Genomic DNA, 19,386 nt, shown 5'->3' with positions numbered 1-19,386 from the left:
GGACGGCGTTGTATCGGGGCCGTATGCGCCCCACCGTTTCCACCGTTTGATTGGAGTCATCATGCTCGCATTCCTCTCGGCGCTTGCCCCCGAGCTCGATTACGATACGATTCATGCCGCGCCGTCCAGCCTCAAGGCGTGGACGGCCGACGGTGGTCCACGCTCCAAGGTGGCCGCCTTCGTCGTCGACGGATCCGCGCCGGTGCTTCCCGGCACCGCGCGCGAGTTGCTGCACCGGGGCGGCGCCATGACGTGCGTTTCGCTCCGTGCATTCGAGGGGGTTTGCTAGATGGCGCTGTGGGGTGGCCGCTTCGAGGATACGGTCTCGGAGCTCACGCAGGAGTTCGGCGCGTCGCTGCCGGTCGACCGGCACCTGTACCGCCAGGATATCGCGGGGTCGTGCGCCCACGCCGCGATGCTCGCCGCGCAGGGGATCATCTCCGCGGAGGATGCCGAGGCGATCCGCGGGGGACTCGAGGCCATCCAGGCGGACATCGACGCCGGAACCTTCGCCTTCGATATCAATGACGAGGACATCCACATGGCGATCGAGTCCGAGCTCACGCGCCGCATCGGTGCGGCGGGCGGTCGCCTGCATACCGGACGCTCGCGCAACGACCAGGTCGCGACCGACACGCGCCTTGCCGCCAAGGCGCTCGCCAAGTCGCTCATGGAGGGCAACCTCGCCTTGCGCCATGCGCTCGTCGACGCAGCCGAAGCGGCGGGGGATACGATCCTGCCCGGCATGACGCACCTGCAGCATGCCCAGCCCGTGCTGTTCGCGCACCATCTGCTCGCCTACGCATGGATGTTCGCGCGCGATTTCACGCGGCTGAAGGCGGCCTTCGATGCCGCCGACGCCTCGCCGCTCGGTGCGGCGGCGCTCGCCGGGACCACCTATCCGCTCGATCGTCGGATGACGGCCGATACCCTCGGCTTCTCGCGTGTGATCGAGAACTCGCTCGACGCGGTATCCGACCGCGACTTCCTGCTCGATCTCGAGTACGCCTGCTCGGTCATGGCGGTGCACCTGTCGCGTCTGTCCGAGGAGATCGTGCTGTGGAGCAGCCAGGAGTTCGGCTTCATCACGCTGTCCGATGCCTTCTCCACCGGCTCCTCGATCATGCCGCAGAAGAAGAACCCCGACTTCGCCGAGCTCATCCGCGGCAAGACGGGACGTGTGGTGGGCGACCTGGTCCAGCTGCTCGTGACCGTCAAGGGTCTGCCGCTCGCGTACAACAAGGACCTCCAGGAGGACAAGGAGTCCGCGCTCGATGCGGCGCATACCCTCGAGCAGTGCCTGACGGTCATGTGCGGCATGGTGGGCACCTGGACCGTGAACGCCGACCGCATGCGCGCCGTCATGCACCGCGGGCATCTCGCCGCGACCGACGTGGCGGACTACCTCGCCAAGCGCGGGATGCCGTTCCGCCAGGCACACGAGGTCGTGGGAAAGCTCGTGCTCGCCGCCGAGCATGCGGGCTGCGACATCTCCGAGCTGCCGGTCTCGACGTTCCGCGAGGCGAGCGAGCTGTTCGGCGACGACGTGGTCGGCGCCTTCGACCTCGACGCCATCGTGGCGGCGCGCACGACGCAGGGCGGTACCGCGCCTGCCGCCGTGGCCGACCAGATGGAAAAGGTCAAAGCCGGTCTTGTCGCCGACGAGGCGGCTGTGGAGGCGTTGTCTCCGGTGGTCGAGATGGGCGCCGGCACGCGTTCCGTGCTGTAGGGGAGTGCGCGGTCGCGCACGTCGACCGTTGGATCCACATTGCATGCCGACGAGGGGCGCTTCGGTGCCCCTCGTCGGCATTCGTGTCAAAAATGAATACAATGGATGCGGCAATGAATACATGATCCCGAGGAGGACGATATGCCCCAGACGCCCGCCGCTCCGTTTTGCGCCGAGGTCCGCGACCGCGCCCTGTGCGAGGTGCTGAACGAGGAGCTCGTCTGCGCGCTCGGCTGCACCGAGCCCATCTCGGTCGCCTATGCCGCGGCGCTCGCACGCGAGACGCTCGGTGCCGAACCCGAGCATCTCGAGGTAGGCTGCTCGGGCAACATCGTCAAGAACGTCAAGAGCGTGACGGTGCCCAACTCCGACGGCATGCACGGCATCGAGGCCGCGGCGACCTTGGGCGCGGTGGGCGGCAACGCGGGCAGCGCCCTCGAGGTGCTCGAATCCGTGACGTCCGAGCATATCGCCCGTGCGCGTGAGCTGCTTTCCGACCCCGCCTTCTGCGAGGTGTCGCTCGTGGAGGATGTTCCCAACCTGTACATCAAGGTTCGCGCGCATGCGGGCGGCCACACTTCCGAGGTCGTCATCGCCGAGCATCACACCGACGTGGTGTACCGCGCGCTCGACGACGAGACGGTCGAGGGTTCGCGCGAGCTCGACCCGGCGATGCAGGAGCACGAGGCCAACCCCGCCTACGAGCAGCTCAAGATCGATGCCATCATCAGCTTCGCCGAGAGCGGCGACATCGATGCCGCGCGCGAGGTGCTCGAGCGGCAGGTCGCCTACAACGATGCCATCTCGCGCGAGGGCCTGGACAACGCGTGGGGCGCCGAGGTCGGCCGCACGCTCATGGAGACCCGTGAGCACGACGCCGCCTGCCGCGCCCGCGCCCGCGCCGCCGCCGGCTCCGACGCCCGCATGAGCGGCTGCGCGCTGCCGGTGGTCATCGTATGCGGTTCGGGCAACCAGGGCATCACCGCGTGCCTGCCGGTGATGGAGTACGCCGAGCGGCTGGGTGTCGACCATGAGCGGCTGCTGCGTGCCGTCGCCCTGTCCGACCTGGTCGCGGCGCATGTCAAGGGCTATATCGGGGCACTGTCGGCGTTTTGCGGCGTCGTGTGCGCCGCGTGCGGCGCGGGTGCCGCCATCTGCTGGATGAGCGGCGGCACGCCCGAGCAGATCGGCGCCACGATCGTCAACACCTTGGGCAATGTCGGTGGTATCGTCTGCGACGGCGCCAAGCCGAGCTGCGCCGCCAAGATCTCGGCCGCCGTGGACGCGGCGATCCTCGGCAAGGACATGGCCATGGCAGGGCGCGGGTTCCGTGCGGGCGAGGGTCTGGTGCAGGGCACCGTCGAGGAGACCATCGCCTCGATGGGCTACGTCGGCCGCGTGGGCATGAAGCCGACCGACGTCGAGATCCTGAACATCATGATCGGCAAGACGCGCGTGTAGGATCGCGCGGTATCGGTGCATGTTGTTGCCGCGCTGGTGCGCTGCATGCGCGCCGGCGCGACGCCGTTTTCGTTCGTTGTGCGCGGCGGTGCCAAAAACAAACGGTTTCTAGTTGAGTTGGCGCTCAGAGGGCGCTATATACCAAAATGCGTTGTGTCGTTTTGGCCGTATTTCGCTCATGTCGAGGGGATGGCCGGGCATGAGCGCCTCCGAGCGGGCGCTCGCGGTGCAAACGAAGGGCTGCCGACGCCGACTTCATAGGTTTTCTAACTAGAAAAAGCTCCATTTTGTAACCCGTCGGCGGGATGAACGTTCTCAGGGGTGTGTTCATGTCGCATTTTGTCGGTTCGCCGGTGCGCGCTTCGTTCAAAGAGTGTGCGGGTCGCACATATCATGTGCGGTTGACGTTCTGCACGACCTCGAGCAGCCGCTTATCGCGCCGCTCGTAAAAGCGCTCCTCGATTTCGTCGAAGCTCGCGGCGAAGTCCGCCATGGAACCGCACCAGGTGGCGCGCACCGGGGTGCCGCGGCCCACGAACGCGGTCTGCAGGCCGATATCGGGATCGGGGAAGTCGCGTCGCGGGTCGTTGCCCACCATGAGGACCTCGTCGGGTGCGAGCCCCATCGCGTCGAGTGCGTCGCGGTAGTACGTGGGGCTCGGCTTGCTGCGGCGCGTGTTCTCCATGGTGGTCACGAGCTCGAATGGCATGTCCTGGATGTTCGCCCATCCCATGCGGCAACCGATGCACGCCTCGCCGAAGCACGGGTTGGTGAGCAGCGCGATACGAAGCCCGCGGTCGAGCACGCACGAGAGCGCCTCGCGTCCGCCCGGCATGGGTTTCGCCCCGATGATGGCGTCGTTGCGATGGGGGAGCACCTCGCGCTCGAAGAACGCGAGCGCATCGGCGATGACGGGGTCGGCGAGCATGACGCCGCCGCGGCGCTCGATGATCGAATCGAACAGCTCCCGGTTGGTGCCCTCGTTGTCGCGGTCGGCGCGGTTGAGCTCGAACAGCGCGGCGGTGTAGGCGGCGAACATGGAGAGCGGGTTCTTGCGCCCGATGTCGGCGAGCAGCGACGCCTCCTCTTTGGCGAGCACCGCCACGAATGCGCTCAGGTTGATATCGAGCAGCGTCGAGTCCATGTCGAAGACGACGGCTTTCAGCACGGTGCACCTCCTGTTCACGTTCGCGTGTTCCCACGTTGCCGACCCGTTGCCGGTTGGATGAGCTTATACCCATCCGACGCAGTGGAATCGGTCCTCATGCCTTACGGTTTCGTCACGAGGCACCGCGACCGCCTGCCCGAGCTGCGGACAAGGAAAGTTTGCGGATTCTTTTCGTACCGCTTACGTAAAAATCGGTGTGGGCGCTTGAAAAACGATGCGATTCCATGTAGTTTAGACGAACGTGAATGCAAATGCTTCACATCCGTATCTGTCGGCTCCCGAGAAGTTCCAAACGATGCGCACGGAACGGGCGGTGCCCAGACGTGCAATCTGCAGGTCAGCGATCGGGGCCCCGTAGTTCGAAAGGGGTCCACCTTTGAGTGAGATTCAGAACTCGTCCATTTTCTCCCTCGATGATGTCAACGAGGAGGAGATGAACAACCTCATCGACGGCACGATCACCGAGTTCGACGAGGGCGATCTGGTCAACGGCACTGTCGTCAAGATCGAGCATGACGAGGTCCTCGTGGACATCGGCTTCAAGTCCGAGGGCGTCATCCCCGTCCGCGAGCTCTCCATCCGCAAGGATGCCAACCCTGCAGACATCGTCTCGCTGGGCGATCCCATCGAGGCCCTCGTCCTTCAGAAGGAGGACAAGGACGGCCGCCTCGTGCTCTCCAAGAAGCGTGCCGAGTACGAGCGCGCCTGGAACCGCATCGAGGAGAAGTTCAACGCCGGCGAGAACGTCGAGGGCGAGGTCATCGAGGTCGTCAAGGGCGGTCTTATCCTCGACATCGGCCTGCGCGGCTTCCTGCCCGCGTCGCTGGTCGACCTCCGTCGCGTCAAGGACCTCAGCTCCTATCTGCACACCTCCATCGAGGCCCGCGTCATCGAGATGGACCGCAACCGCAACAACGTCGTGCTGTCCCGCCGCGTGGTGCTCGAGGAGTCCCGCAAGGCCGAGCGCACCGAGATCCTCTCCAAGCTCAAGAGCGGTATGCGCCTCAAGGGCACCGTTTCCTCCATCGTGGACTTCGGCGCCTTCGTGGACCTGGGTGGCATCGACGGCCTGATCCACATCTCCGAGCTCTCCTGGAACCACGTCAACCACCCCTCCGAGGTCGTCAAGGTCGGCCAGGAGGTCGAGGTCGAGGTTCTGGATGTCGACCTCAACCGCGAGCGCATCTCCCTCGGTCTCAAGCAGACCACCGAGGATCCGTGGCGTGCGCTCGTCAAGAAGTACCCCGTGGGCGCCATCGTCGAGGGCACCGTCACCAAGCTCGTGCCGTTCGGCGCCTTTGTCGACCTCGGTGAGGGCATCGAGGGCCTCGTGCACATCTCCGAGATGGCCAACAAGCACGTCGACCAGCCTTCGCAGGTCACCCACGTCGGCGCCAAGGTCCAGGTCAAGGTCATGGAGATCGACCTCGACCGTCGTCGCATCAGCCTGTCGATGAAGTCCGCCGCCGAGACCCTCGGCGTCGAGATCGAGGTCACCCCGCTTCCTTCCGAGAAGAAGGACGAGGACGCCGAGTAGGCTCCGCGATCATGGATTCGCACAAGGCCCCTGCCATGCAGGGGCCTTTTTCTTGCCGATCGGGGTTTGCGGTATGTGCGCGATCGCGCGCTTCATCTCGTGCGCTCCGATGGCGTATGATGTACGGGCATGTGAGTTTTCTTGAAAGGGGGGGGCACTGATGGCGGAGACGGCAGGCGCTGACGCGCTCCATCTGGCCGATCGTCCGGTCGTGCTGTTCGACTTCGATGGGACCATCGCTGACACGAGCCGCGCGATCGTTCGCACGGCCCGCAAGGCGCTCGAGCGCCGTGGCTACGACGTGGATGCGCTCGGCGATCTGACGAGCCTGATCGGACCGCCGCTGTTCGATGGCTTCATGAACCTGTGCGGGGTCGATCTCGACGAGGCGATCGCCATCACCAACGAGTACCGCGCGCTGTTCGACGTCGAGGTCCGACCCGAGGATTATCCACCGCTTCCGGGAATCCCGGAGCTGCTCCGTGCGCTCAGCGAGCGTGGGACCAGGATCGCGGTGGCGACCTCGCGTCTGGAGTCCATGGCCCTCGACATGATCGGAGCGCTCGACCTGCCGCCCTTCGAGACCATCGTCGGCAGGCTCGAACCCGGCCGCGATACCAAGGCGGATTCCATCCGCGAGGCGCTGCGTCAGCTGGACGTCGACCCCGGTAGCGCCGTGATGGTCGGCGACCGCAAGCATGACACGCAGGGCGCCCATGCCTGCGGCGTCCCCTGTATCGCGGTGTACACCGGCACGGCCAAACCCGGCGAGCACGAGCAGGCCGGGGCCGATGTGATCTGTCACGGCATCCCCGAGCTCGCCACAGCGCTCGGGGTCGCGCTCGCATAATCCGGTTTTACCACGTCGTACGTGAGGAGTACCTATGGACAACACGCTCGAATCCCAAGTCGACGTCTACGTCGACGAGGTCTGGGAGGACGTCGTCGCCGACATCGCGCGCCTGGTGGAGCACCCGTCGGTCGCCGACGCCTCCGCCGGTACCCCCGGCTCGCCGTTCGGCGCGCCCGTGCGCGATGCACTCGACTGTGCGCTCTATATCGCCGCGAAGCTCGGCTACGAGGTGAGCGACGACGAGGGTTACGTGGGCATCGCCGATATCCCCGGTGCCAGCGACACGCAGGTGGCGACCATCGCGCATGTGGATGTGGTGCCGGCCGGTCCCGGTTGGAACACCGATCCGTTCACCTGCGTGCGCCGCGACGGCTGGCTACTCGGCCGCGGTGTGATCGACGACAAAGGGCCCGCGGTGCTCGCCCTGTACGCCGGCGCTTTCCTAAAGCGCCTCTACGACGTGCCGCGCTACACCTTCCGTGCGCTGCTCGGCTGCGACGAGGAGACGGGCATGACCGACGTCCATCACTACCTCGACGGCCATGACGACCCGGCCTTCCTGTTCACGCCCGATGCGGAGTTCCCCTTGGGCAACGCCGAGAAGGGGCAGTTCGGTGCGACGTTTGCGAGTGCGCCGATCGAGGGCGGCCGCATTCTGTCGTGGAGCGGCGCCGAGGCCACGAACGCCATTCCCGCCGAGTCGATCTGCGAGATCGCGGTCGACATCGCCGACTGCCCGGCGCCCGTCGCCAACGCCGACCGTCTGACGCTCGAGGCGGTCGAGGCCGGAAGGACGCGCATCGTGGCGCACGGCATCGGCGGTCACGCATCGCTGCCCGAGGGCACGATCAACGCCATCGGGCTCGTGCTCGCGTATCTGCGCGAGGCCGATCTCGTTGCCGAGCCCGAGAAGCCGTTTTTGGATCTCATGGCGATCATCCATGCCGATACGGCGGGGGAGAGCCTGGGGATCGCATGCGAGAGCCCGGCGTTCGGTCCGTTGACGCTCAACGGCGGCACCGTCGAGGTCGCCGATGGCCGCATCCGTCAGACGATCGATGTGCGCTTCCCCGATAGCACGACGGAGGAGACCCTCGAGCGCACGTGCCGCGAGGTCGCTGAGCGCTTCGGGGCGCAGTTGACCGTCGACCACGATAAGGTGCCGTTCTCGATCTCGGCCGACCATCCGGCGGTCCAGACGCTGCTTTCGACCTATCACGAGGTGACCGGCAAGCCCGCGTATCCGATCTCCATGGGCGGCGGCACGTATGCGCGCAACTTCGCCCGTGCGGTGTCGTTCGGACCGGAGGACAACGACCTGGAGCTGCCGGCATGGGGCGGTCCCATGCACGGCCCCAACGAGTGCGCCAACGAAGCGCTGCTCAAGGAGGCGCTCAAGATTTACACGCTATCGGTCGTGCGGCTGATGGACGTGGAGCTGTAGGTCACGCTTCTTTGCATTTCGTTCGGAGCGGGGGTGCGATAGATTTCGCGCCTCCGCCCCGCGTTTTTCGGGACGTTTTAGGATGGGTGAGCCGTTTTGTTTCGAGCCGCTGCGCGCAATCGCGTTTATGGTTCGGTTTTGCGGGATCCTGCCGAGTAGACTGGAAATCGGCGGCTTTGTTACCTGCGGGTCTGCTAAGCTCGGACACCTCTCTACTCAGGTATGCCGCCTAAAACCGAACCGTAAACAGGATGATGTAATTTCACCCCAGGGGTTTTGTCGCACCGGGCGGCCTCAAGGCCGCCCGGTGCGACAAAACCCCTGGGGTGAAATAACATCAGCGCCTGTTTGTAAGGAGGCTGTAAGGTGGCGGAAATCCGACGGTAATGGTCGGTCAGAGCATCGTAATAAGACGTAAACGAGCAGGAGCCGGCGACGGGCGCGCGATAGAGTACGTAGCGGAAACGCGGACGGGTCTGCATGACCGTTCGCAAAGCTTGTGCGAATCGCAGTGTTCGCGAAAGGAGAACCATGTTCGACTACGCTTGCTCTCGTCGTCAGTTCCTCGGTCTCGCCGGTGGCATCGCTGCCGTCGCGGGCCTCGGCCTCGCCGGTTGCGGCGGTGGTGGCACCACGGCTGCCGGCTCCGCTGCCGCTGAGGGCTCCTCGCTCGTCGGTACCGTCACCTACGACGGCGCCTCTTCCTTCCAGGCTCTCGTCGAGGCTGCCGCCGAGCAGTTCATGAGCGAGAACCCCGACGTCTCCATCACCGGCTCGGGCAACGGCTCGGGCACGGGTCTTACCGCCGTGGCCGACGGCACCGTGACCATCGGCAACTCCGACGTCTTCGCCGAGACCAAGCTCGAGGCCGACCAGTGCGCCGACCTCGTCGACCATGAGGTCGCCGTCGTGGGCATGGGCCCGGTCGTCTCCCTGAACGTCACCGTCGACGATCTGACCCTCGAGCAGCTCAAGGGTATCTTCTCCGGCGAGATCACCAACTGGTCCGAGGTCGGCGGCGAGGATGCCGACATCTACGTCATGAACCGCAAGTCCGGTTCCGGCACCCGCGCGACCTTCGAGGCTGCGGTCTTCGGCGCCGGCGAGCCCGAGTCCACCTTCAAGGGCGAGGCCGAGCTCGACAAGTCCGGTGACGTCGTGACCCAGATCGGTTCCACCGACAACGCGATCTCCTACCTCGACTTCTCGCACTTCGACGACACCAAGTTCAAGGCCATCAAGGTCAACGGCGTCGAGCCGACGAGCGAGAACGTCGCCACCAACGACTTCCCCATCTGGGCGACCGAGCACATGTACTGCAAGAACGACGCCGACGAGGCCACCACGGCGTTCCTCGAGTACATGCTGTCCGACGATGTCCAGGGCTCGCTCGTCGAGGAGCAGGGCTTCATCCCCGTGTCCTCCATGACCGTCGTCAAGGACGCCGAGGGCAACGTCACTCCCAAGGAGTAGCCGATCCGGTTCCCATCGGATCTCGCCCTGTAGCTAGAACTGTTCGAAAGGTGCGTTATGGCAAAGCAGATGCCGAAGCGCAGCCTTGAGAAGGTAGGCTTGAGTGTCACGGGCGCCTGCGTCGCGCTCGTGACACTTGTCGTTGTGGCGCTCATCTTCATGGTCGCCCAGCGTGGTCTGTCCACCTTCTACAAGGATGGCGTAAACATTGTAGAGTTCTTCACGGGTACGACCTGGAACCTCGCCAACACGAACGAGGAGACCGGTCTGCCGTTCACCGGTGCGCTTCCGCTGATCGTGACGTCGTTTGCCGTGACGGTGATCTCGACGATCATCGCGGTGCCCATCGCCATCGGTGCCGCCATATTCGTGGTCGAGATCCAGCCTAAGTTCGGCCAGAAGTACTTCCAGCCGCTTATCGAGCTGTTGGTGGGCATTCCCTCCGTCGTGTTCGGCCTCATCGGCTTCCACGTGATCGTCGGCGCCATGCGCGCGATCTTCAACGTCGATCTGGGTCTGGGCATCCTGCCCGGCTCGATCGTGCTCGCCCTCATGATCCTGCCCACGATCACCACGCTGTCCATCGACGCCCTGCGCGCCGTGCCCGACGGCTACCGCAACGGCTCGCTGGCGCTCGGTTACACGCGTTGGCAGACCATCTGGCACGTCGTCCTCAAGAGCGCAACGCCCTCGCTCATGACCGCGGTCATCCTGGGCATGACCCGCGCCTTTGGCGAGACGCTCGCCGTCCGCATGGTCATCGGCGGCGTCGAGGCCATGCCCGAGGGCCTGCTCGACTCCGCGTCGACCATCACCACGACGCTCACGACCTCCATGGCGGTCTACGCCACCGGCTCGGTCCAAAACGACGTCCTGTGGTCGCTCGGCCTGTTGCTCATGGGCATGTCCCTCATCTTCATCATGATCATCCATCTCATCGGTGCGAAGGGGGCGAAGTCCCGTGGCTAACCTCACCGTCGAGGCGCAAAACGCCCGCATCAAGCGCTCCATGCGCAACGACCGGATCGCCACCGGCATCCTCACGCTCATCGTGGGGCTCGTCATGGTCATCGTCGTGTCGATGGTCCTCTACATCCTGGCGCAGGGCTTCGGCCAGCTGCTGCAGCCCGGCTTCCTCACCGAGGCGGCGCGTGCCAACGGCACCGAGGGCGGCATCGCCTATCAGCTGTTCGACTCCTTCTACCTGCTGATCTTGACACTGATCATCTCGCTGCCCATCAGTCTCGGCGGTGCGGTGTTCCTCGTCGAGTACGCGCCGGAGGGCCCGATCACCAAGATCGCCTCGACGGCGATCGAGACGCTCTCCAGCCTGCCCTCTATCGTGGTCGGTATGTTCGGCTTCCTCATGTTCTCGGTGAACTTCGGTTGGGGCTACTCGCTCATCTCGGGCGCTATCGCGCTCACGATGTTCAACATCCCGATTCTCACCCGCGTGATCCAGCAGGCGCTCGAGGATGTTCCGGCAAGCCAGCGCGATGCGTGTCTGGCGATGGGCCTGACGCGCTGGGAGACCACCCTGCACGTGCTGATCCCGGCGGCTATGCCCGCCATCGTGACCGGTGTGGTGCTGTCGGCCGGCCGCGTGTTCGGCGAGGCTGCGGCCCTGCTGTTCACCTCCGGCATGTCGTCGCCCGCGCGTCTGAACTTCTTCTCGCTCAACTTTGCCAGCCCGACCTGCGCGTGGAACATCTTCCGTCCGGGCGAGTCGCTCGCCGTGCACATCTACAAGATCTACGGCGAGGGCAGCCCGGAGGCCCAGCACATCGTCTGGGGTACCGCCGCGCTTCTGATGATCTGCGTGTTGCTGTTCAATGTGCTGTCGCGCATCGCCGGCAAGGCGCTCGCAAGGAGGATGACTGCCGAATGACGAACGAGACCGATCAGTTCCTCAAAAGCGTCGGTTCGAGCGAGATCTCCAAGCGCACCGCCGGTGTCGCCATCTCCGACGAGGTCGTGCTCGAGACCCGCGACGTCAACGTGTACTACGGCGACCACCATGCGCTGCACGACACGAGCCTGAAGTTCCACAAAGGCGAGATCACCGCGCTCATCGGACCGTCCGGCTGCGGCAAGTCCACCTATCTGCGCAGCCTGAACCTCATGAACCGCGAGATCCGCGGCTGCCGCGTGGAGGGCGAGATCCTCTACCAGGGTCGCAACATCAACACGACCAAGGAGAACCTCTACGAGCTGCGCCGTTCCATCGGTATGGTGTTCCAGCAGCCGAACCCCTTCCACAAGTCCATCCGCGAGAACATCACGTTCGCGCCCAAGCGCCACGGCATCAAGGACAAGGCAACGCTCGACCAGATGGTCGAGGAGAGTCTTCGCGGTGCGGCGCTGTGGGACGAGGTCAAAGACAAGCTCGATCAAAGCGCGTTCGCCCTGTCCGGCGGCCAGCAGCAGCGTCTGTGCATCGCGCGCACGCTTGCCATGAACCCGGACGTGATCCTGTTCGACGAGCCCTGTTCGGCGCTCGACCCGATTTCCACGCTCGCGATCGAGGACCTCATGACGAGCATCGTGGCCGACCGCGCCATCGTCATCGTTACCCACAACATGGAACAGGCCTCACGCGTTTCCAACCGTACCGCCTTCTTCTACATGGGCGACATGGTGGAGTACGGCGAGACCGACCAGATCTTCCAGCGTCCCAACGACAAGCGCCTGAACGACTACCTGACCGGTATGTTCTCGTAGCGGTTCCGGTTTCCCCTGACCCGCCGGGAGGTCCGGTGCAGCGTGTACCATCCGGTGCGGATTCCCATGCAGCGGCGGCGGTCCGATCGATCGGGCCGCCGCCGTCTTTGCGTCGCTTGTGCGATGGGTTGGTTGGGGTCGTGTTCCGTTCGACCCTAAAAGAGCCGACTGGCTCAGGCTGTAACGGGAGCGCCGCGCCCATATCGGCCAAAACGGTCTGTCTGCATGCCCGAAGTGGGGTGGGAGATCGGCTGCGGTGTTTACGGTTCGGTTTTAGCGGGACCTGCCAAGTAGAAGAAAAACCGATAGCCTTGCTACCAGCGGATCTTATAGACTGAAGGTTCGTTGTACTCGACAGGTGCCCTCAAAACCGAACCGTAAACGGTATCTATCGAATCCGCCCGTCCGCAGCGCTCTGCGCGGGGCGCTGCGGACCGTCCATGGAGTCTCTCGTCAGCGTTCGAAGGCCTTCTTGCCGCGGATGTAGGTGCAGACGACCTGCACGCGGTCGAGTTCGTCGGCCGGTACGGCGAGGATGTCGCGGTCGAGCACCGCGAAGCTCGCCTTATAGCCCGCACGCAGCATGCCCAAACCCTCGAAGCCGACCATCCGCGCCGCCTCGCGCGTGTACAGCGCGATGGCCTCCTCGATGCTCAGGCGCTCGTCCTGGCCGAAATCAACTCCGTTGTACGCGTGCCGCGTGACGGCGGACTTGATGTTGGGGAAGGGATCGGATGGCACCGCCCACGAGGTGGCGGGGGCATCGGTGGAGATGCACAGGTTCACGCCGGCGTCGAGCATCGTGCGGAACGGATAGCACGTGCGCGTTCGATCGATGCCGAGGTTGGCGAGGTAGGTCCCGATCTCGGCGTACGCGAAGATCGGCTGCGTGACCACGCCGATGCCGGTGTCGACGAGCGTCCGGATCGCGCGGGGCGACGGTGCGGTGACGTGCTCGATGCGCACGTGCGGGTAGGTGCCGTCGCACCACGGCGCGTGGCCCGCGGCATGGTCGAGCACGCGATCGATGGCACGGGTCCCCATGGCGTGCAGCGACAGCTGGCAGCGATTCGCCTCGCAGAAGGCGATCGCGTCGTCGAGTTCTTCTTCGGTGCAGGTGGGAAAGCCGCAGGCGTCCGCGTCGGCGGGTTCGCTGCCAAGGTAGGGCGTGTCGAACCATGCCGTCTTACCCGACACGCTGCCGTCGGTGAGCAGCTTGATGCCCGCGCAGAACAGCTGCCGCGAGCGGTCCTGCTGCTTGGGCGCGATCGCGTAGGTCGGGTCGTCCTTCACGTAATCCCACAGTATGTAGGTCGCCATGTCCTGTGCAAGCCCGGCCTCCGCAGCCTTGGCGAGCAGCGGCTGGGCGTCGGTGCCGTCGAGCGTGCACATGTCGGTCGCGGCGACGATGCCCTGCGAGGCGAGCAGGTGCCCCAAATCCACGAGTCCCGTGACGGTATCCTGCTCGCTGGCGCGCGGGATGAACGGCGTGACGAGGTCGCGTGCGGTCTCCTTGAGCACACCGGTGGGTTCGCCGTTCTCGTCGCGCTCGATCTGCCCGCCTTCGGGGTCGGGCGTGTCGCGCGTGATGCCGGCGATCTCGAGGGCGCGGCTGTTGACGCAGCGGATGTGCCCGCAGGTGCGCATCATGCACACGGGCGCTCCGTCGCTGGCGGTATCGAGGTCGTAGCGGTTGGGGGAGCGGCCCTCGGCGAGCAGGGCCTCGTCGTAGCCCCAGCCATGGATCCACGTATCGGCGTCCTGGTGGGCGCGCTGTTCACGGATCGCCTCGATGAGCTCGGCGATCGAGTTGATCGCCGGCGGCAACGCCGAGATCTGGCGGCTGTAGTCGGCGAGCATGACCGCGTGCATGTGCGCGTCGATGAATCCGGGTATGACGCGCGTGCCGTCCATATCGACGGCCTCGCATGCGTCACCGGCGTAGGTCTGCGGAAGTTCGTCGGCCCAACCGACCCAGGCGATGCGCTCGCCGTCGATGACCATGGTGTCCGCATGGGGGTTCGACGGGTCCTCCGTGAGGATCGCCGCGTGCTCGATGCGAATCGGTTTGCTGCTGTCCATATGCGCTCCTTTGCGATCTGCCGTCCGTCACAAGCATAGTCCAAATCGCGCGGTGGGGGCGGGCGGGCGTCGGGTATTCGGCGGAATGACGGTATGCAACTATGGATCAAATTGATTCATAATCAGGTCTCTTCACGTTAACACCTGCCGAATATATGCATTATCGTGGATACGCTATCGAAAAAGCGTGCTACCATCGGTGGATACGTCTCGGTGCGGTGCGCCCGCGCGCCCGCACGACGGAAAGGTATGACATGAACCGATACGAGTTCGCAGATGTCCTCGATCGCCTCATCGACGAGGCTCGAGCGCTGCAAGAAGATATCGTCGCCGACCGGCGAGCCCTCCATCAGATCCCCGAGGTGGGCATGAGCCTGCCGGAAACCCGCGCGTTCGTCACGGCGCGCCTCGACGAGCTGGGTATCCCGTGGCGCCCGTGCGGTGTCGTCGAGCCCCAGATCACCGAGCGCTACGAGCGTCTCGGTTATCACGGCATCACCGAGTCGACCGGTGTCGTGGCGACGATCGGACAGGGCGGACCCTGCATCCTGCTGCGCGCCGATATGGATGCGCTGCCCATCGTCGAGGATAACGACCTGCCGTTCCGCTCGACGCGCTCCTGCAGCCACATGTGCGGCCACGACGCCCATGCGGCGATGCTGCTCGCCGCGGCGCGCGTCCTCAAGCGTCATGAGGACGAGCTTCCGGGCACCGTGAAGCTCATGTTCCAGCCGGGCGAGGAGCTCGGATATGGATCCAAGACCATGATCGACGACGGCGTGCTGGAGGCCCCGCACGTCGACGTCGCCTTCGCGCTGCATATCATCGCGAACGCGCCGACGGGGCGCGTCACGTATTCGCCCGGCGTCGCGAGCGCCTCGCTCGACACGCTCGGTGTGCGCATCCAGGGGCGCGGCGGCCATACCTCCGCGCCGCAGCAATGCATCGATCCGCTCATGGTCGCCAATCAGATCTACCAGGCGGCGAACCTTTTCATGACGCGCGAGATCGATCCGTCGGCCTCGATCACGCTGTCGTGCGGGACCATGCACGCCGGAACGGTTCCCAACGTGCTGCCCGATACCGCCGAGCTGCAGTTCGGCATGAGGAGCTTCGACGTCAAGGCCCGCGCGCACGCGCTCGAGCGGCTGCCGCAGATCATCGAGGATTACGCCCATGCGTGGCGTACGGCCTGCGAGCTCGCCACGTTCAGCTGTCCGTGCACCTATACGGATCCGCAGCTGGCGGCGTGCCTCGTGCCGGCGCTGGAGGCGGTGGCGGGTGCGGATCGCGTGTCCCGCGATGCGCCCATGCCGGTAACGGAGGATTTCTCCTACGTATCCGAGGCGGTACCCAGCGTGTTCGCGCAGCTCGGTGCAGGGAGCGCGGATGCGGCTCCGCACCACAACCCGCACATGGTGCTCGACGAGAGCGTCTTTTGGATGGGCGCGGCGATGCATGTCGCCTGCGCGTTCACATGGCTGTCGGGCGACGACGCCTAGGTTCGACGATTCGAGGGGCGTAACCCTGCGTCGCCCCCATCACATCGGGAAAGGACATCGATCATGACTCAGATGCATGCGGGCGACGCCCGCACGGGCAAGCCGTTCTACGGATGGTGGCTCGTCCTGGCGGGATTCCTCATCATGGCGACCTGCTACACCATCATGGTGAGCGGCATGTCGCTGTTCCAGCCGCACATCGTGGCCGACCTGGGCATCAGCGTGGGCACCTACAACACGGCCAATTCGCTGTCCACGCTCGTGTCCATCGTCGGTGCGCTCGTGGTCGGCAATGTGGTCGACCGGGTGCCGGGACGCATCCTAGGCGGCCTGTCGGTGGCCATCACCGCGGCGGCGCTCGTCGGGTTCGCCTGCGTCGGTTCGGCGTGGCAGCTGTTCGTGCTGTTCGCCATCGACGGCCTGGTGGTCGTGGCGGGCACGCGCCTGCTCATCTCCATCGTGGTGACCAACTGGTTCACCGCCAAGCAGGGCCTCGCGGTCGCGATCGCGCTGTCGGGCTCGGGTTTCGGCGGGGCGATTTTAGGGCCGGTTGTCAACGGCCTGATCGGGGCATACGGCTGGCGCACGGCGTTTTTGGTGCTCGCGGCGGTGTGCTTCGTCGTGTCGTTTCCCATCACGGTCGCGGTGTTCCGCAGCCGCCCGTCCGATATCGGACTCGAGCCCTATGGCAGCGGTGCCGCCTCCGAGGTGCGCGGCAAGCAGGCGCCTCGCGGTGACGAGGCGATCGTGGACGTCGAGGTCGGTTGGAAGCGCGTGCGCGTCCACCCCTCGTTTTGGATGCTCGTCGCCGGTTTCATGGTGATGGGCGTGCTCAACGGCGCTGCGATTCCGAACTCCATCACCAACCTGACCTCGGTGACCGTCGAGGGCCAGGAAGTCGTCACCGGCGGGCACACCGCGGCGTTCGCGAGCATGTTCTACTCCTACAACATGATTGTGGTGCTCGTGTCCAAGATCGTGACCGGCGGGCTGTACGACCGCGTCGGCGTGCGGTGGGGCATCATCATCGGCAGCCTGGCGTGTCTGATCGGCAGCGCCGGCATGTGCTTCCCGGCGACGATGGTCGGCCCATTCGTCGCGGCGACGTTCTTCGGCTTCGGCACCTGCATGGGCACGGTCGCGCCTCCGCTCGTGGCGGTGCGCCTGTACGGCACTAAGGATATGGGGCAGATCACCGGTTGGATCACGAGTCTCGAGATGCTCGGCTACGCGCTCGGTACGATCATGTCGGGTATGGTGTTCGACGTGTTCCTGTCGTTCGTGCCGATGTGGGTGGCCTCGATCGCGGGCGCGGTCGTCATGCTCGCGCTGCTGCTCGCCGCCGCCCCTGCCGCCCGCGGGCTGGTCGACCGGGTCCGCGCCGAGCAGGGCGGTGCGGCGTAGGCTTTACCGGACATATCGCGCGGAGTGGGCCCGCGTGACGCACCGCGGCACGATTCCGCCCCACATCCGTGAGCACGTGGCGCCCGAGATGCATCCGTCGCGCATCTCGGGCGCTTTTTCGAGCCAACCTGCTAGGATGGAAGGTCGAATACGACTGATCACGAGGCGGTGCGACGCGATGGCCATATTGCTGGGCTGCGATTCGGTGCAGCTGGAGTTTCCCACGAAGCATATTTTCAATGCGGTCACCCTTGGCGTGAACGAGGGCGACCGCATCGGTATCGTCGGCCGCAACGGCGACGGTAAGTCGACGCTGCTGTCGGTACTCGCCGGCGAGCTCGAACCCGATGACGGTCGCGTGACGCACCGCCGCGACGTGCGCGTCGGCCTGCTCGGTCAAAAGGACGCGCTCGACGACGATGCGACGGTGCGCCAGGCCGTCGTCGGCGATGCGCCCGAGTACGAGTGGGCGTCGAGCCCTCGCGTGCGGCAGGTGCTCGACGGCCTGATCGCCGATGTGCCCTGGGAGGGGAGGGTCGGCGATCTGTCCGGCGGCCAGCGTCGCCGCGTGGACCTCGCGCGCCTGCTGATCGGAACCTATGATGTGCTCATGCTCGACGAGCCCACCAACCATCTGGACATGCGCACCATCAACTGGCTGGCGACGCACCTGAAGGAGCGCTGGTCGAACGGCGCAGGCGCGCTGCTCGTGGTCACGCACGACCGGTGGTTTTTGGACGAGGTCTGCACCTCCATGTGGGAGGTGCACGACGGGTGCGTCGATCCCTTCGAGGGCGGTTATTCCGCCTATATCCTGCAGCGCGTCGAGCGCGACCGTCTGGCGCAGGTCGCCGAGGACCGGAGACGCAACATGGCGCGCAAGGAGCTCGCTTGGCTCTCGCGCGGGGCGCAGGCGCGTTCGACCAAGCCCAAGTTCCGTGTCGAGGCGGCACGCGCCCTGATCGCCGACGTGCCGCCGGTGCGCAATGAGCTCGAGCTCAAACGCCTCGCCGTGGCGCGTCTCGGCAAGCAGGTGATCGACGTGCTGGACGTGACCGCCGGCTACACCGATGCGCGGACGGGCGCCTTCGCCCCGGTCGTGAGCGATGCCACCTGGTTGATCGGCGCCGGCGACCGATTCGGTCTGCTGGGGGAGAACGGTGCGGGCAAGTCGACGATGCTGTCGGTGATCCAGGGCGCCCTCGCGCCGGTTCGCGGGCGCGTCAAGATCGGCCAGACCGTGCGCTTCGGCGTGCTGTCGCAGCAGCTCGACGAGCTGGCGCCACACATGGACGAGACGATTCGCGAGGTGCTGTCGCGCTATAAGCGCGTCTACGTCGTGGATGGCAAGGAGACGAGTCCCGAGAAGCTGCTTGAGCGTTTGGGCTTCACAACCAAACAGCTGTGGAGCCGTATCAGCGACCTGTCGGGCGGCCAGCGCCGTCGCCTGTCGCTGTTGCTCACGATTCTCGATGAGCCCAACGTGCTCATCCTCGACGAGCCGGGCAACGACCTCGATACGGACATGCTCGCCATCGTCGAGGATCTGCTCGACAGTTGGCCGGGAACGCTCATCTTGGTCACTCACGATCGCTACCTCATGGAGCGCGTGACCGACCATCAGTATGCGCTTATCGACGGTCGCCTGCGACACGTTCCGGGTGGGGTCGATGAGTACCTGCGTCTCGTCGAGGATGCGGGCTCCAAGGGCCAGGCGGCTCCCAAGCGCGAGACGGATACTCTGGCGTCCAAACGCGATGACGGTCTGTCCAATACCGAGCGCCAGCGGCTGCGCCGTGAGGTCTCGTCGCTCGAACGCAAGATGGAGAGCCGTCGCGCGAAGGTTGAGGAGCTGAAAGCCGCGATGGCCGCGATCGAACCGACCGACTACGCCGGCCTTATTGCGCAGCAGCAGGCGGTCGATGCCGCCGCAGCCGAACTCGACGGCCTTGAGACCGCATGGCTCGAGGCGAGCGAACGGTTAGATGGTTAAGCATCGCGGAGATCGGAGA

At 65.4% G+C, this 19,386-nt stretch carries 15 protein-coding genes; 13 read left to right on the top strand and 2 right to left on the bottom strand.

Going from position 1 to position 19,386, the window contains the following annotated elements; all coding sequences use genetic code 11:
• The first annotated feature begins 61 nt into the window (after window positions 1-61).
• The 3 genes from I6E04_RS01650 (at window position 62) to I6E04_RS01640 (ending at window position 3,190) form a co-directional block, all read left to right on the top strand.
• Window positions 62-289, top strand: coding sequence for a hypothetical protein (locus tag I6E04_RS01650; protein ID WP_235421412.1), 228 nt, complete (start codon window positions 62-64; stop codon window positions 287-289).
• The gene (gene argH, locus I6E04_RS01645) at window positions 290-1,729 is read left to right on the top strand and encodes an argininosuccinate lyase (RefSeq protein ID WP_235421411.1); all 1,440 of its coding nucleotides are present in this window, start codon (window positions 290-292) and stop codon (window positions 1,727-1,729) included.
• A gap of 141 nt (window positions 1,730-1,870) precedes the next feature.
• Window positions 1,871-3,190 (top strand): L-cysteine desulfidase family protein, encoded by a 1,320-nt coding sequence (locus tag I6E04_RS01640; RefSeq protein ID WP_235421410.1) that lies wholly within the window; start codon window positions 1,871-1,873, stop codon window positions 3,188-3,190.
• A gap of 391 nt (window positions 3,191-3,581) precedes the next feature.
• On the opposite strand, the gene I6E04_RS01635 is transcribed toward I6E04_RS01640, so the two are convergent.
• Window positions 3,582-4,358, bottom strand: coding sequence for an HAD family hydrolase (locus tag I6E04_RS01635; RefSeq protein ID WP_235421409.1), 777 nt, complete (start codon window positions 4,356-4,358; stop codon window positions 3,582-3,584).
• A gap of 376 nt (window positions 4,359-4,734) precedes the next feature.
• On the opposite strand from I6E04_RS01635, the gene rpsA reads away from it, so the two are divergent.
• From rpsA to pstB, 7 genes are all read left to right on the top strand, one after another.
• Window positions 4,735-5,895 carry a 30S ribosomal protein S1 gene (rpsA, locus tag I6E04_RS01630; RefSeq protein WP_235421408.1) on the top strand — a complete coding sequence of 387 codons (1,161 nt, stop codon included), beginning with the start codon at window positions 4,735-4,737 and terminating at the stop codon, window positions 5,893-5,895.
• 160 nt (window positions 5,896-6,055) lie between these two features.
• On the top strand, window positions 6,056-6,745 hold the full coding sequence (locus tag I6E04_RS01625) for an HAD hydrolase-like protein (RefSeq protein ID WP_235421407.1): 690 nt from the start codon (window positions 6,056-6,058) through the stop codon (window positions 6,743-6,745).
• 34 nt (window positions 6,746-6,779) lie between these two features.
• Window positions 6,780-8,192, top strand: a complete 1,413-nt coding sequence (locus I6E04_RS01620) for a Sapep family Mn(2+)-dependent dipeptidase (RefSeq protein WP_235421406.1) — start codon at window positions 6,780-6,782, stop codon at window positions 8,190-8,192.
• Between the two features lie 531 nt (window positions 8,193-8,723).
• On the top strand, window positions 8,724-9,665 hold the full coding sequence (locus I6E04_RS01615) for a phosphate ABC transporter substrate-binding protein (protein WP_235421405.1): 942 nt from the start codon (window positions 8,724-8,726) through the stop codon (window positions 9,663-9,665).
• A 57-nt stretch (window positions 9,666-9,722) separates the two neighbouring features.
• Window positions 9,723-10,634 carry a phosphate ABC transporter permease subunit PstC gene (gene pstC / locus I6E04_RS01610; protein WP_235421404.1) on the top strand — a complete coding sequence of 304 codons (912 nt, stop codon included), beginning with the start codon at window positions 9,723-9,725 and terminating at the stop codon, window positions 10,632-10,634.
• Complete coding sequence (gene pstA / locus I6E04_RS01605) at window positions 10,627-11,553, top strand: phosphate ABC transporter permease PstA (protein WP_235421403.1); 927 nt, start codon at window positions 10,627-10,629, stop codon at window positions 11,551-11,553. Before pstC ends, pstA begins: the two co-directional genes overlap by 8 nt.
• Window positions 11,550-12,386, top strand: a complete 837-nt coding sequence (gene pstB, locus I6E04_RS01600; protein ID WP_235421402.1) for a phosphate ABC transporter ATP-binding protein PstB — start codon at window positions 11,550-11,552, stop codon at window positions 12,384-12,386. Before pstA ends, pstB begins: the two co-directional genes overlap by 4 nt.
• A gap of 453 nt (window positions 12,387-12,839) precedes the next feature.
• Here the strand turns inward: pstB and I6E04_RS01595 are convergent, their stop codons facing one another.
• Window positions 12,840-14,468 (bottom strand): amidohydrolase, encoded by a 1,629-nt coding sequence (locus tag I6E04_RS01595; RefSeq protein WP_235421401.1) that lies wholly within the window; start codon window positions 14,466-14,468, stop codon window positions 12,840-12,842.
• Between the two features lie 254 nt (window positions 14,469-14,722).
• On the opposite strand from I6E04_RS01595, the gene I6E04_RS01590 reads away from it, so the two are divergent.
• The 3 genes from I6E04_RS01590 (at window position 14,723) to I6E04_RS01580 (ending at window position 19,367) form a co-directional block, all read left to right on the top strand.
• Window positions 14,723-15,970, top strand: coding sequence for a M20 metallopeptidase family protein (locus I6E04_RS01590; RefSeq protein ID WP_235421400.1), 1,248 nt, complete (start codon window positions 14,723-14,725; stop codon window positions 15,968-15,970).
• 63 nt (window positions 15,971-16,033) lie between these two features.
• On the top strand, window positions 16,034-17,374 hold the full coding sequence (locus tag I6E04_RS01585) for an MFS transporter (RefSeq protein ID WP_235421399.1): 1,341 nt from the start codon (window positions 16,034-16,036) through the stop codon (window positions 17,372-17,374).
• Window positions 17,375-17,552: 178 nt separating this feature from the next.
• The gene (locus I6E04_RS01580; protein WP_235421398.1) at window positions 17,553-19,367 is read left to right on the top strand and encodes an ABC-F family ATP-binding cassette domain-containing protein; all 1,815 of its coding nucleotides are present in this window, start codon (window positions 17,553-17,555) and stop codon (window positions 19,365-19,367) included.
• Window positions 19,368-19,386 lie beyond the last annotated feature (19 nt).

The organism is Collinsella tanakaei (genome assembly GCF_021531055.1).
Lineage (GTDB): Bacteria > Actinomycetota > Coriobacteriia > Coriobacteriales > Coriobacteriaceae > Collinsella > Collinsella tanakaei_B.
This window is presented reverse-complemented; position numbering and strand designations above follow the sequence as displayed.